The sequence below is a fragment of the Pseudomonas sp. SJZ131 genome, assembly GCF_007828705.1.
GTDB lineage: Bacteria > Pseudomonadota > Gammaproteobacteria > Pseudomonadales > Pseudomonadaceae > Aquipseudomonas > Aquipseudomonas prosekii.
This window is the reverse complement of the sequence record NZ_VIVC01000004.1, coordinates 593,196-607,591: the sequence shown is the minus strand read 5'-3', so window position 1 is coordinate 607,591 and position 14,396 is coordinate 593,196. Positions and strand designations below refer to the sequence as shown.

The window sequence follows — 14,396 nt, the reverse complement described above, 5'->3', positions numbered from 1 at the left end:
GATCAGTCCGTTTCAGGACTATTTTTGAGGACGGCAGATGCAGCCCTGGCTGACAGTAGTAGGTATCGGTGAAGACGGTTTCAAGGGCCTGGGCAAGCACGCTCGACGGGCTCTGCTGGGCGCTTCGCGGATCATTGGTGGCCAGCGCCAACTGGATTTGTTGCCGGTGTGCATTCGCGGCGAGCGGCAATTGTGGCCGAGTCCGTTTTCCCTGGCGCCGGTGCTGGAGCACGCTGGCGAAGCGATTTGCGTACTGGCCAGCGGCGATCCGATGTTCTTCGGCGTCGGCGCCAGCCTCGCGCGTCAGGTGCCGGCCGAGCAGATGCTGATTCTGCCGGCGCCGTCATCCTGCTCGCTGGCGGCGGCACGCATGGGCTGGCCGTTGCAGGACGTGGTAACGCTGTCGGTGGTCGCCCGCCCGGTGGCGGCCCTGAATGCGCAGCTGTTCAGCGGCGTGCGTTTGCTGGTGTTGAGCAATGACCGCAGCAGCCCGGCGGCGGTTGCCGAGCTGTTGCGCGAGCGCGGTTTTGCCCCCAGCCGAATGACCGTGCTGGAGCATTTGGGCGGCGAGGCGGAACGGCGCATCGACGGTGTCGCGGCTGATTGGGCGGTTGCTGATATTGCCGACCTCAACCTGATCGCCATCGAGTGCCGCGCCGAACCCGGCACCGCGCGCCTGTCACGCCTCGCCGGTCTGGCGGACTCAGCGTTCAAACATGACGGGCAACTGACCAAGCGCGATGTCCGCGCCATCACCCTCGCCCGCCTCGCGCCGATACCCGGCGAACTGCTGTGGGACGTCGGCGCCGGCAGCGGCTCGATCGGCATCGAATGGATGCGCGCGCACCCGAGCTGCCGCGCACTGGCAATCGAGGCCGATGATGGCCGCCAAGCCTTGATCGAACACAACCGCGACGCGCTTGGCGTGCCCGGTTTGCAATTGATTCGCGGCAGCGCGCCGCACGTTTTGGCCGGGCTCGAACGCCCGGACGCGATTTTCATCGGTGGCGGCGTCACCCGCGAGGGCGTGCTCGACAGCTGTTGGGCGGCGCTCAAACCTGGCGGTCGATTGATCGCCAACGCCGTGACCCTGCAAAGTGAAATGACCTTGATGGCCTGGCGCGAACAGCATGGCGGCGAGCTGACGCGCATCCACGTCGCCCAGGCCCAGCCTTTGGGCGAGTTCGATACTTGGCGCCAGGCACTGCCGATCACTTTGCTCGACGTGACGAAGCCGTTCGATGCGTGACGAAACCGCCGAACAACCCGCGCCCCTGCGCAGCGGCCTGACCACCGGCAGCTGCGCCACCGCCACCAGCCTAGCCGCCGCACGCCTGTTGCTCAGCGGCTTGGCGGCGGACGCGGTGCAGATCGTGTTGCCCAAAGGCAAGCAAGTGCAGATGCGCCTGGAGTTCTGCCGTTTGCACGATGACGGCGCCGAGGCTGGAACGATCAAGGACGCCGGCGACGACCCGGACGTGACCCACGGCGCGTTGCTTTACTCGCACGTGCGCCTGGGCGCCGCGCCGGGGATTCGTTTTATCGCTGGCCGGGGCGTCGGCACCGTCACCCGGCCGGGTCTGGTGTTGAATGTCGGTGAACCGGCGATCAATCCGGTGCCGCGCAAAATGATCACCGATCATCTGACGTCGCTGGCTGCGGAGTTGAGCTATGGCGGTGGTTTTGAGGTGACGGTCAACGTCGAGAACGGCGAGGCGCTGGCGTTGAAAACCATGAATCCGCGCCTGGGGATTCTCGGCGGTTTGTCGATCCTCGGCACCAGCGGCATCGTCCGGCCGTTTTCCTGCGCGGCGTACATCGCCTCGATCCACCAAGGCATCGACGTCGCCAAAACCAACGGCTATCAGCACATCGCCGCGTGCACCGGCAACGCCAGCGAAGACACCATGCGCCGGGTCTACGACCTGCCGGAAATCGCCCTGATCGAAATGGGTGACTTTGTCGGCGCGGTCCTTAAACACCTGCGCCGCGTGCCTGTGGATAAGTTGAGCATCTGCGGCGGCTTCGGCAAGATCAGCAAACTGGCGGCCGGCCACATGGATTTGCACAGTCGCCATTCCAGCATCGACCTGCCGCAACTGGCGCAATGGGCAGCGGCGATTGGCGCCGATGAGGTGTTGCAGCAATCGATCCGCGCCGCCAACACCAGCCAACAGGCGCTGGCCATGGCCAGCGCGGCGGGAATCGCGCTGGGCGACCAAGTGTGCCGACACGCGTTGGAGTTTGCCCGCAGCGTGGTGCCGGCGCAGGTTCAGGTCGAAGTGTTCGCGATCGATCGTCAGGGCGGGATAGTCGGGCATGCAGGCATCCCCTGACCACTGAGCACCCGTGGCGAGCGATGAGCCCCCGTGGCGAGCGAGCTTGCTCGCGTCTGAGGGCGCAGCACTCACAGGATTTTTGCCGCTGCGCAAATCCTTGGGGCCGCTGCGCAGCCCAGCGCGAGCAAGCTCGCTCGCCACGGGGGTTGGGTTGGTCGTTGTTTTTTGTGCACTGCCAAGATTTGGCTGTCGGACCAGGCTGGAAGTTGACGTAAACCTCCCGGCCAATGAGCACCCGTGGCGAGCGAGCTTGCTCGCGTTTGAGGGCGCAGCACTCACAGGATTTATGCCGCTGGGCAAATCTTTGGGGCCGCTGCGCAGCCCGGCGCGAGCAAGCTCGCTCGCCACGGGGGTTGGGTTGGTTGCTGTTTTTGCTTTGCCATGCAGGAGTTTTTGATGAAACGTGTGTTGTTGCTTGGTGGTGTGACGGAGGCGCTGGCGATTGCCCGGACGCTGGGGCGGCAGCACATCTATAGTCTTGCCGGTGTCGGTCGGGTGCCGACGGATTTGACCTGCCAGGTGCGTGTTGGTGGTTACGGCGGGGCTGAAGGCCTGGCGCAATTCATCCGCGATGAACGGATTGATCTGCTGCTGGACGCCACCCACCCTTACGCCGCGCAAATCAGCCAGAACGCCGCGACTGCCGCGCAATTGAACGGCATCCAATGCTGGGCGTTGCGCCGCCCGGCGTGGCAGCCACAGGCTGGTGATGACTGGCGCGAAGTCAGCGATTGGGCCGAACTGATCGAGGCGCTAAAGCCCTTTCGTCGACCACTATTCACCCTCGGCCGCGAGCCCTTGCAGCACCTCGACGACATCCCCCCGGAGCAATTCTGGACACTACGCGCCCTCGACGTTTACCCCGGCAACGAGCGATGCGAAATCATCGGCGCGCGCGGCCCTTTCCTGCTCGAGGACGAACGCGAGCTGTTCCAACGCCGTCAGATCGACGTGCTCATCAGCAAAAACAGCGGCAGCACCGCCACCGAGCCGAAACTCGAAGTGGCCCGCGAGCGCGGAGTGCCGGTGCTGGTGTTGAAGCGGCCGGTGTTGGCGGCGGTTGATCGGGAGTTTGGTTCGGCAGATGAAATCCTTTGGGCTCTGACTGAACATGGACTGCGCTGAAAGCTGCGAACGGCACCTACTGCCTTCGCGAGCAGGCTCACTCCCACAGTAGCTCTTAGTGTCATGCAATCAATGTGGGAGCGAGCCTGCTCGCGAAGGCGATTCGACTGACGACGCAGAACGCCAAGTGCCCCGCAACTCGCCCAGGCAATCCGAATTGAAGCCGCTACACTCTTTGAAAGCATGCTGCGACACCACACCGCACACCGCTTTTTTACTTATCGGCCCTGATCAGGCTAAATAGCCGCGCCTGATCGTCCACCCACCGGATTTGTCTCATGTCCCGACAACGGCTCGCATTTGCCTGGATCGCCTGCTTTGCAGTGCTGTTCAATATGCTCGCCATGCCGATGACCGGGGCGATGGCGCAGTCGGCGAAGTCACCCGCCGAACAAATATTGTGGGGCAGTTTTTGCACCTCCAGCGGCAGCAAAATGGTCGCTATATCAATCGGTCCGACTGACCAGCCAACGCCGCAGAATGACGATCACTCCAACATGCAGCATTGCTGGTGTTGCTCCGGCTCGGCACCGTTGGTTGCGTTGCCGGGGCATGTGCCGCAGCTGTATTTCGCCCGGTTCGAGGGCCATCAAACCCAGCCCGCGGCGACGCTCGACACGCCGACACCGCGCCAGCAATGGCCAAGTCTCAATCCCCGCGCTTCCCCTCTGGGGTGATTCCTTCTCGCAATCGACCTGCGTTTTGAATCGTCCTGGAGATCTGCCATGTTGAACAAACTCATCGTTCTGGCCGCGTTGCTGCTGCCTGCCTGCTTCGCCAATGCTGATGATTTCAAGGCCGGCGAATTGCAAATCGCTCATCCGTGGTCGCAGGAACTGCCGCCCAACGCGCCGACCGTCGCGGCTTATTTCGTGATTCACAACAGCGGGAAAACCGCCGACCGTTTGCTCAGCGTCGATTCGCCGATTGCGGCGCAAGCGCAGCTGCATGAGCACATAAAACAGAACGACCTGATGAAAATGCAGCAAGTGCCTAGCGTTGAAATCCCGGCCGGCGGCGAGGTCAGGTTTGCGCCGATGGCGTATCACGTGATGCTGCTGGACCTGAAGGATCGCAGCCTGTTGACTGACGGCAAACGCTTCCCCTTGACCCTGCATTTCGAGAAGTCCGGCGACCTGACGGTTGAAGTCACGGTGCAGAAGCAGCCGCCGCAAGACGCGCAAATGCACGCGCACGCCCAGTAAGCACCTGAGCCGATAACGCCATGCGCCCGCCTCGCGCCAGGACCTCCGCCCATCGCCATCAGACGTTAAGCCTGACGCGCGGGAGCTGGATCAGCCTGTTCGCCATGCTGATGATCTTCATCGGACCGCTGATATCTCAGTCGATGCCGATGGATCAACGCGCCGCCGCAATGACCTCGATGTCCATGTCCATGTCCAAAGACATGAGCATGTCGATGGACATGGGCGCGGATGTCCACGGCGAACACGCGCAGCAACCAACCGCCGAACATTGCCCGCCCGCTGCCGAGCACCATGCGCTGTGGGAGAAATGCGGTTATTGCAGTCTGCTGTTCAACTGCCCGGCGCTGACCGGCGGGCAGACTTTCGTCGCTTTTGACACACCACCCGCCAACACTTTCACCACACCCTCCCCTCGCTTGGGTCACGCCCGGCCAACGTTCTTCCCCGGCGCCCGCACCCGCGCGCCGCCCATCGTCGCGTAAACACTCACCCGATCTCACACGGTTTGCAGACAACTGAAGTAACCCTGTGGCAACGGGCTTTTGTGGCGAGGGGGCTTGCCCCCGTTGGATCGCGAAGCGGTCCCCAAACCTCTGACTGCGGTGCATCCGGTGCTCCGCGTGCACTGGTTTCACGACTGCTTCGCAGCCGAACGGAGGCAAGCCTCCTCGCCACACGAGCCCGCTTCTACAAGGACTCACGCAGCTTGCCGGCCGTGTCGTTTACGACTGTTCGATGGAAATTGTCATGTCCAGGTTTTCTGCTGACACACGTTTTTGCTACACCCGTTTTCGCTACTCGCCTTTTAGCTGCATCCACGTCTCCGCCGTCCTGTGCGGGGTAATGCTGAGCCCGATGGTCTTGGCCGATGATCACGCCGGCCACGCCGAAGAACTAAGCCCGACGGTCATCACCGCAATCGCCCCGAGTTCGCCGCTGACCATCGTTACCAATCCCAAGGACCCGCGCCAACCGGTGCCGGCCAGCGATGGCGGCGATTACCTGAAGACCATTCCCGGCTTCGCGCTGGTGCGCAATGGCGGCACCAATGGCGATCCGGTGCTGCGCGGCATGTTCGGTTCGCGGCTGAACATCCTCACCAACGGCAGCATGATGCTCGGCGCCTGCCCTGGCCGGATGGACGCGCCGACGTCGTACATTTCACCGGAAACCTACGACAAACTCACCGTGATCAAAGGCCCGCAAACCGTGCTCTGGGGACCGGGTGCCTCGGCCGGCACGATCCTGTTTGACCGTGACCCGGAAAGCTTCGGCGAACTCGGCACGCGGGTGAATGCCAGCGTATTGGCCGGCTCCAACGGCCGCTTCGACAAAGTCGTCGACGCAGCGGCGGGCGGGCCTTTGGGCTACGTGCGGGTGATCGGCAACACCGCGCATTCCGACGACTACAGCGACGGCAACAACGACACCGTTGCCTCGCGCTACAACAAATGGAACGGCGACGTCGCGCTGGGCTGGACGCCCGACGCCGACACCTTGCTGGAGCTGACCGCCGGCAAGGGCGACGGTGAAGCGCGTTACGCCGGGCGCGGCATGGACGGTTCGCAGTTCAAACGCGAAAGCCTCGGTCTGCGCTTCGAAAAGTCCAACATCGGCGAGGTGCTGGACAAGGTCGAGGCGCAGGTCTACTACAACTACGCCGATCACGTCATGGACAACTACACCCTGCGCACGCCGTCCGGCACCGGCATGATGGCTGGGCCGATGGCTTCCAACGTCGACCGTCGCACGCTCGGCGCGCGGATCAAAGCCACCTGGCGCTGGGCCGATGTGCAGTTGATCAGCGGCATCGACGCGCAGACCAACGAACACCGCCAGCGCAGCAGCATGGGCATCGACACCTATAAAAACCTGCCGTACAGCAAGGACGCCGACTTCCACAACTACGGGGTTTTCAGCGAACTGACCTGGTACGCCGCCGAACGCGATCGGCTGATCACCGGCGCGCGCCTGGACCGCGCTTCGGCCAAGGATTATCGGCAGACCAGCGGTTCGGGAATGATGACACGGGCCAATCCGACCGCGGACGACACCCGCGCCGACACCCTGCCCAGCGGTTTTGTCCGCTACGAGCATGACCTCGCCGACAGCCCGACCACGCTGTATGCCGGCCTCGGTCACAGTCAGCGCTTCGCGGATTACTGGGAACTGTTTTCGCCGAACTCGGGGCCTGCCGGTTCAGTGAATGCCTTCGATTCGATCAAACCGGAAAAGACCACTCAGCTGGATGTCGGCCTGCAATACAAAACCGCAGATCTTGAAGCCTGGGCCTCGGCTTACGTCGGCCAGGTGCGCGATTACATCCTGTTCAACTACACGCCGGGGATGATGGGCGCGACTTCGCAAGCGCAGAACATCGACGCGCGGATCATGGGCGGCGAACTCGGCGCCGCGTACAACCTGAGCGATAACTGGAAGGCTGACGCGACGCTCGCTTACGCATGGGGCAAGAACAGCAGCGATGGCACCGCATTGCCGCAGATGCCGCCGCTGGACGCGCGTTTCGGCCTGACGTACAGCGAACAAAACTGGAGCGCCGGGGCGTTGTGGCGTGTGGTCGCAGCGCAAAATCGCATCGACCGGAACAAGGGCAACGTGGTCGGCAAGGACTTCGACAAGAGCTCGGGTTTCGGCGTGTTCTCGCTGAATGGCGCGTACCGCATCAACAAGCACTGGAAGGTCAGCAGCGGCGTCGACAACCTGTTCGGCAAGAATTACGCCGAGCATTTGAACCTGGCCGGTAACGCCGGTTTTGGCTACCCGGCCAACGACCCGCAAGCCATCAACGAACCGGGGCGCACGCTCTGGACCAAGGTGGATATGAGCTTTTAACAGTATGCAAAACCTGTGGGAGCGAGCTTGCTCGCTCCCACAGGGACTGCGGTGAAACAACACAAGATCCAAGCCAAGCGGAGCACACGTGATGACACAGCCCAAACCGAATTTCTACAACCTGGCCTGGCGTTGGCATTTTTATGCCGGGCTATTCGTCGCGCCGTTCATGGTGATGCTGGCCCTGACCGGCCTGATTTACCTGTTCAAACCGCAACTCGATCCGCTGATGTACGGCAGTCTCATGAACGTCCCGGCCGGCCACCACACGGTGTCCGCCGATGAACTGATGAAGCGCGTCAAAAACGCTTATCCACAGGGCCAGATCACCCAATACCTGCCGCCGGTCAACGCCGAGCGCAGCGCCCAATTTGTCCTGATCAATGCCGGCAACGAACTCAACGTCTTCATCGATCCGTACCACGGCGACATCCTCGGCGAGCAGGACGCGAAGCAAAACCTGCAAGCGCTCGCACGCTCGATTCACGGCGAATTGATGATCGGCACCGTTGGTGATCGGCTGGTCGAATTGGCTGCCGGTTGGGGCGTGGTGCTGGTGGTGTCCGGGGTTTTCCTCTGGTGGCCGCGCGGGCAATACGCCGGCGTGCTGTGGCCACGCATGCGCAGTCGCGGTCGCGTGCTGTGGCGCGATTTGCACGCAGTAACCGGGTTCTGGGGCGCAGTGTTTTTGCTGGTGATGTTGCTCAGCGGCATGACCTGGACCGGCTTCTGGGGCAAGCAATACGCCGACCTCTGGAACACCTTTCCTGCAGCGATGTGGAACGACGTGCCGAAGTCCGACGTCGAGGCCCGCAGCCTCAACACCGCGACCCGCCAGACCGTGCCTTGGGCGATGGAAAACACGCCGATGCCAATGTCCGGTGATCACGCCGAACACATGGCCCACGGCGCCGCACCGGTCGGGCCCGCAGCGCCGACCATCAGCCTGCAAGACGTACAAAACATCGCCCAACAACGCCAGGTCGAACCGGGCTACAGCATTGCCCTGCCGACCACCGCCACCGGCGTATTCACCATCGCCGTGTTCGCCGACGACCCGCGCAACGACGCCACGCTGCACGTCGATCAATACACCGGCAAGGTCCTCGCCGATGTGCGCTTCGAGCACTACAACACCGTCGCCCGCGCCACTGAAATCGGCGTGATGCTGCACGAAGGCAAGATGTTCGGCGTGTTCAACCAGATCGTGGTGATGCTGATCTGCCTGATGATTCTGCTCAGCGCCGTCAGCGGCGTGGTGATCTGGTGGAAACGTCGCCCAAGCGGAAAACTCGGGGTGCCGCCACTGCGCCACGACCTGCCGAAATGGAAAACCGCGATGGTCATCATGTTCGCGCTGGCGGTGATATTCCCGTTGGTGGGCGCCTCGCTGATTGTGGTTTGGCTGCTGGATCGGGTGGTGCTGTCGCGCTTCAATCGCCAACCTGAACCTGCCTCACCTTGATCATGAAACAGCCGAGATGCGCGTTTTAGAGGGATCTGTACAATCCGCGCGCTTATTGCCCGGTCATTTTCAGTGTTGCTGTATACGTCAATGCACCGCCCCGCCCGCGACAGGAACGTCGCGGGTTTTCTTTTGCAGAAGTGATTCACCGCCCCGATGAACAAGTACCTCTTGTCCAGCCTTTGCCTGCTCGCCATCAATAATCATGCTTGCGCCGAAGCGCTGACCTTGCCTACCGGCACCATCACCGCGCCGCTGGTTGATGACGAAACGGTGCACCTCGACACGCCGACCACCGCCGGTTCGCGGCTGAATCTGACGGCGCTGGAAACCCCGGCCAGTGTCGAAAGCCTGAGCGGCGCGCAGGTCCGCGCGCGCGGGGATCGCAGCGTGCAGGACGCGGTATCGCGCAGCACCGGGATCAGCCGCACAGGCACGCCGGGTGATGGCGGCACCTCATTGTCGGCGCGCGGGTTTACCGGGCAGAGTTCGGTGATGCAGTTGTTCGACGGCAACCGCCTATACGCCGGCATGGGCACCGGCACGTTCCCGGTCGATACCTGGTCGGTGGAGCGCGTCGATGTGCTGCGCGGGCCGGCGTCGGTGTTGTATGGCGAGGGCGCGACCGGTGCGGTGGTCAACGTGATCCCGAAAAAGCCTTTCGCCGGCGAGATCGAAAACCACCTGCGCCTCGGCTACGGCTCCTACGACAGTCAGCAGCAAGCGTTCGACAGCGGCGGTTCGCTGACCGACACCTTGAGCTATCGCTTGAACCTCAATCGCCTGCGCAGCAATGGCTGGATCGACCGTGGCGACGCCGCCAGCGACTTCATCAGCGCGGCCCTGCGCTGGCAGGCGACGGACGATTTGGCGTTCACCCTGGCACACGATTACGGCGATCAGAAACCGATGAATTATTTCGGCACGCCGCTGATCAATGGCCGCTTCAAGCACAGCCTGCGCGACAAGAATTACAACGTCAGCAACGACCAGCAGCACTACAACGATCAATGGACGCGGCTGACCAGCGACTGGCAGATTTCCGATGATGTCAGTTCGAGCAACGAGCTGTATTACCTCAAGGCCCAACGCCGCTGGCAGAACGCCGAAAACTACAACTTCGACCCCGACACTCAACAATTGAGCCGCAGTGGTTATTTCGGCATCGGCCACACGCAGGAGCAGCTCGGCGACCGGCAGACGTTTACCTTCAAGCACAGCCTGTTCGGCCTCGACAGCCAAACGGTGACCGGCGTCGATTACAACCGCATCCGCTTCCAGCTCGAAAGCAATTCGCCGTTCAACGACGTGCTGCCGAACGGCCAAGCGCTGGATCTGTATCACCCGCAACCGGGGCAATTTGAAAGCAGTAACCCGTACCGTGGCCAGTTTCAGTCGACGACCAAACAGATGTCGGTGTTCGCCGAAAACCGTACGCAACTGAGCGAGCGCTGGTCGCTGGTGACCGGCGTGCGCCGCGATTATGTGCACATCGACCGTACGGATCTGACCAACGATAGCCGCAGCGACAAGACGTTGACCGGCAATAACTGGAAGGCCGGTCTGGTGTTTGCGCTGACCCCGGATACTTCGTTTTACGGCCAACTGGCGACCAGCACCGATGGTGTCGGCGGGCTGATTTCCCTGAGCCCGGGCCAGCAGCAATACGACTTGGCGAGCGCTCGGCAAAGCGAAATCGGCATGAAGCAATTGTTCTGGGATCAGCGCGGCGAGTTCACGCTGGCGGCGTATCGCATCGTCAAAAAGAAATTGCTGACCGACGACCCGAGCAATCCGACGCTCAAACAACAGGTCGGCCAACAGTCGTCAAATGGCCTGGAAGCGAGCCTGGATCTGCAACTGCCGCACGCTTGGCAATTGCAGGCTAACGCCGCAATCGTCAAAGCCAAGTACGACGATTTCGAAGAAATGCTCGGTGGTGCCCCGGCGTCGCGCAACGGCAATCGGCCGGTGGACGTGCCCCGGCGCACGGCCAATCTGTGGCTGAGCAAAGCGCTCAGCGATGAGCTGCAGGCCGGTGCGGGCGTGCGATATGTCGATGCGCGATACGCCGACATGGCCAACCGCAACGAACTGCCGAGCTACACCGTGGTCGATGCGACGCTGTCCTGGAAAGCCCTGCGCGATACCACGCTGGGCTTGCAGGTGAACAATCTGTTTGACCGCCAGTACGCGCAAAGCCAATACAATGACGGCCAGCAGTGGATCCTCGGCGAACCACGGTCGTTTTTCGTTACCGCTGATTACACCTTTTGATTCAAAAGCCACCCCTCACCCCAACCCTCTCCCCAGAGGGGAGAGGGGGAAAGGGAGCCGATCGGGGGCTTTTCTGAATCTGAGTAGGACTCGGTTTTTCAGAACCTGAGTTCGACTCGGTTTTTCAGGTCGATGTAGATCCAAAGAACACCTCGGTCAGTCCCCTCGCCCCTTTGGGGAGAGTGAGGGAGCCGATCGGGGGCTTTTCTGAATCTGAATTCGACTCGGTTTTTCAGGTCGATGAAGATCCAAGAGCACCTCGGTCAGTCCCCTCGCCCCTTTGGGGAGAGGGTTAGGGTGAGGGGACCTATTCAACTGACACACATAGCAATCACAATCACCACCCAACGGAAACCTGCATGACCTCGCTCAACCTCACTAACCTCGCCTGGACACCCCTGGGCCACGGCCATTGTCATCACCAGTTTCAACTGCGTGATGCCTCGCTGCACGTGGCCGCCGGCGAGTTTGTCGGGTTGATCGGGCCCAACGGTAGCGGCAAGACCAGCCTGCTGCGCTGCGCCTATCGCTTCAGCAAACCCGAGAGCGGCGAGGTCCAACTGGACCACCACAACGTCTGGAAACAATCCTCGCGCTGGTGCGCGCAACGCATTGCGGTGGTGTTGCAGGAATTCCCCGACGCCTTTGGCCTGACCGTCGATGAAGTGGTCGCCATGGGCCGCACGCCGCACAAAGGCCTGTTCGATGGCGACACGCTCGACGACCGCCAACTCGCCACCCAAGCACTGGCATCGGTCGGCCTCAGCGGCTTCGAAGACCACGCTTTCGCCACGCTCTCCGGCGGTGAAAAACAACGCGTGATCCTCGCCCGCGCACTGGCGCAGCAACCGCAATTGCTGATCCTCGACGAGCCGACCAATCACCTCGACCCGCGCTATCAGCTCGAATTGCTGCAACTGGTCAAACGCCTGAACATCGGCACCCTCGCGAGCATCCATGACCTCAATCTGGCCGCGGCTTTCTGCGATCGGCTGTACGTGATCAACCACGGGCGCATCGTCGCCAGCGGCACGCCGCAACAAGTGCTCACCGCGCCGCTGCTGCGCGAGGTGTTCGGCGTCGAAGCGTTGATCGACGACCATCCCCTCCACGGCTACCCACGAATCACCTGGATAACCCAACCATGACTGTGCGTTCCCTGTTCTGCGTCGCCCTGTTACTGGGCAGCGCCCACGCGTTCGCCGAGGCGACGAAATACCCGCTGACGGTGCAGAGTTGCAACCGCGAAGTGACTTTCAAGCAGGCGCCGAAACACGCGGTCAGCCACGACATCAACATGACCCAGATGATGCTCGCCCTCGGCCTCAAACCGAGCATGGCCGGTTACAGCGGCGTCAGTGGCTGGAAATCGGTCACCCCCGACATGCAATCGCTGCTCGACGGTTTGCCGGAACTGGCGGCCAAATATCCGTCGGTGGAAACCCTGCTCAATGCCAACGTCGACTTCTTCTTCGCCGGTTGGGATTACGGCATGCGCGTCGGCGGCGACCTCACGCCGCAAACCCTGCAACCGCTGGGCATCAATGTCTACGAGCTGACCGAGTCCTGCGCGTTCGTCATGAAGCGCCCGGCCGCGACCCTGGAAGACACCTACAACGACCTGCGCAACCTCGGCAAAATCTTCGACGTGCAGGACCGCGCCAACGCGCTGATCGCCGACATGCAGACAAAAGTCGCCGCCGTGCGCAAAAACCTTCCGGCAGACGTTCTGGCAAACAAGCCGCGCGTATTTCTCTATGACAGCGGTGAAGATCGGGCCATGACCTCCGGCCGTCTCGGCATGCCGCAAGCGCTGATCGACGCGGCCGGCGGGCGCAATATTCTCGACGACGTCGAGGCGAGCTGGACCCGGGTCAATTGGGAAAACGTGGTCGAGCGCAATCCGCAAGTGATCGTCATCGTCGATTACGGCGAAGTCACTGCCGCGCAGAAAAAACAATTCCTGCTCGACAACCAGGCGCTGCAATCGGTGGACGCGATCAAAAACCAGCGCTTTATCGTCATCCCCTACGTGCAAGCCACGCCGGGCATCGACAACGTGCTGGCGGTGGAAACTCTGGCCAAAGGCTTTTCGATCAAAGAGCCTCAGCGCCCATGATCAATCGCCGCTACGCTTTGTTGCTGATCGCCCTCGGCGCACTGTTGCTGGTGTCGTGCGTGGTGTCGCTGGGCTTCGGCCCGGCGCGGGTGCCGGTGGACGTGGTGTGGCGGATTCTGCTGTTCAAGGTTTTCGGTCTCGGCGAACAGAGTTGGAGCGCCGGGCAGGAACATATCGTCTGGCTGATCCGCGTGCCGCGCATGCTGCTCGGCGCATTGGTTGGCGCCGGGCTGGCGTTGATCGGCGCGGTGCTGCAAGCGGTGACGCGTAACCCGCTGGCCGATCCGCACCTGCTCGGCGTCACCTCCGGCGCGACGCTGGGCGCGGTGATTGTGGTGCTGCACGTGGGCAATATCGTCGGGTTGCTGACCTTGCCGATTGCCGCGTTCATCGGCGCATTGGCGAGCATGTTGATGGTGCTGATGATCGCCAATCGCAATGGCCGGCTGGACAGTGATCGCTTGCTGCTGTGCGGCGTGGCGGTGTCGTTCGTGATGATGGCGATTGCCAATTTGCTGCTGTTCATGGGCGACCATCGCGCCAGTTCGGCGGTGATGTTCTGGATGCTCGGCGGCCTCGGGTTGGCCCGCTGGGAATTGCTCGCGGTGCCGGCCGCCAGCGTGTTGCTGGGCCTGGTGTTATTGCTCGGCATGGCACGGCCATTGAACGCCTTGATGGCGGGCGAGCAGACCGCCGTGACCCTTGGGCTGAATGCTCGCACCGTACGTTTGCGGGTGTTTTTGATTGCGTCGCTGATGACCGGCGTGCTGGTGTCGATCAGCGGCTCGATCGGTTTTGTCGGGCTGATGGTGCCGCACATTGCCCGGCGCCTTGTCGGCGCCGAACATCGGCGGTTGCTGCCGGTGTGCGTGCTGCTCGGGAGCATCTTCCTGGTGTGGGTCGATGTTGCCGCGCGCACCTTGATCGCCCCGGAAGACTTGCCCATCGGCGTCGCCACAGCTGCGATTGGCGGTCTGTTTTTCATCGGCCTGATGCGCCGCCGCTGAGCT

The 14,396-nt window shown here is 62.2% G+C and carries 12 protein-coding genes; all 12 read left to right on the top strand.

Going from position 1 to position 14,396, the window contains the following annotated elements; translation table 11 throughout:
- Nucleotides 1–37 precede the first annotated feature (37 nt).
- The 12 genes from cbiE to FBY12_RS20540 all read left to right on the top strand — a co-directional run bounded on the left by cbiE (nt 38) and on the right by FBY12_RS20540 (nt 14,393).
- Nucleotides 38–1,249 carry a precorrin-6y C5,15-methyltransferase (decarboxylating) subunit CbiE gene (cbiE, locus tag FBY12_RS20600; RefSeq protein ID WP_145255413.1) on the top strand — a complete coding sequence of 404 codons (1,212 nt, stop codon included), beginning with the start codon at nt 38–40 and terminating at the stop codon, nt 1,247–1,249.
- The gene (locus FBY12_RS20595) at nt 1,242–2,336 is read left to right on the top strand and encodes a cobalt-precorrin-5B (C(1))-methyltransferase (RefSeq protein WP_145255410.1); all 1,095 of its coding nucleotides are present in this window, start codon (nt 1,242–1,244) and stop codon (nt 2,334–2,336) included. Before cbiE ends, FBY12_RS20595 begins: the two co-directional genes overlap by 8 nt.
- 399 nt (nt 2,337–2,735) lie before the next feature.
- The gene (locus FBY12_RS20585) at nt 2,736–3,464 is read left to right on the top strand and encodes a cobalt-precorrin-6A reductase (RefSeq protein WP_145255407.1); all 729 of its coding nucleotides are present in this window, start codon (nt 2,736–2,738) and stop codon (nt 3,462–3,464) included.
- A gap of 278 nt (nt 3,465–3,742) precedes the next feature.
- Complete coding sequence (locus tag FBY12_RS20580) at nt 3,743–4,141, top strand: DUF2946 domain-containing protein (RefSeq protein WP_145255404.1); 399 nt, start codon at nt 3,743–3,745, stop codon at nt 4,139–4,141.
- 48 nt (nt 4,142–4,189) lie between these two features.
- A complete protein-coding gene (locus FBY12_RS20575) occupies nt 4,190–4,669 on the top strand; it encodes a copper chaperone PCu(A)C (protein ID WP_121732933.1) in 480 nt (159 codons plus the stop codon).
- 20 nt (nt 4,670–4,689) lie between these two features.
- Nucleotides 4,690–5,154 (top strand): DUF2946 domain-containing protein, encoded by a 465-nt coding sequence (locus tag FBY12_RS20570; RefSeq protein ID WP_145255401.1) that lies wholly within the window; start codon nt 4,690–4,692, stop codon nt 5,152–5,154.
- A gap of 265 nt (nt 5,155–5,419) precedes the next feature.
- Nucleotides 5,420–7,525: a TonB-dependent copper receptor gene (locus FBY12_RS20565; RefSeq protein ID WP_145255398.1), complete on the top strand. Its 2,106-nt coding sequence runs from the start codon at nt 5,420–5,422 to the stop codon at nt 7,523–7,525.
- A 91-nt stretch (nt 7,526–7,616) separates the two neighbouring features.
- Complete coding sequence (locus FBY12_RS20560; protein WP_145255395.1) at nt 7,617–8,990, top strand: PepSY domain-containing protein; 1,374 nt, start codon at nt 7,617–7,619, stop codon at nt 8,988–8,990.
- Nucleotides 8,991–9,146: 156 nt separating this feature from the next.
- Nucleotides 9,147–11,267: a TonB-dependent siderophore receptor gene (locus FBY12_RS20555; protein ID WP_145255393.1), complete on the top strand. Its 2,121-nt coding sequence runs from the start codon at nt 9,147–9,149 to the stop codon at nt 11,265–11,267.
- A 359-nt stretch (nt 11,268–11,626) separates the two neighbouring features.
- On the top strand, nt 11,627–12,415 hold the full coding sequence (locus tag FBY12_RS20550) for an ABC transporter ATP-binding protein (RefSeq protein ID WP_145255390.1): 789 nt from the start codon (nt 11,627–11,629) through the stop codon (nt 12,413–12,415).
- The gene (locus FBY12_RS20545) at nt 12,412–13,386 is read left to right on the top strand and encodes an ABC transporter substrate-binding protein (RefSeq protein ID WP_145255388.1); all 975 of its coding nucleotides are present in this window, start codon (nt 12,412–12,414) and stop codon (nt 13,384–13,386) included. The genes FBY12_RS20550 and FBY12_RS20545 overlap by 4 nt, the downstream gene beginning before the upstream one ends.
- Complete coding sequence (locus tag FBY12_RS20540; RefSeq protein WP_145255385.1) at nt 13,383–14,393, top strand: iron ABC transporter permease; 1,011 nt, start codon at nt 13,383–13,385, stop codon at nt 14,391–14,393. Before FBY12_RS20545 ends, FBY12_RS20540 begins: the two co-directional genes overlap by 4 nt.
- The last annotated feature ends 3 nt before the right edge of the window (nt 14,394–14,396 follow it).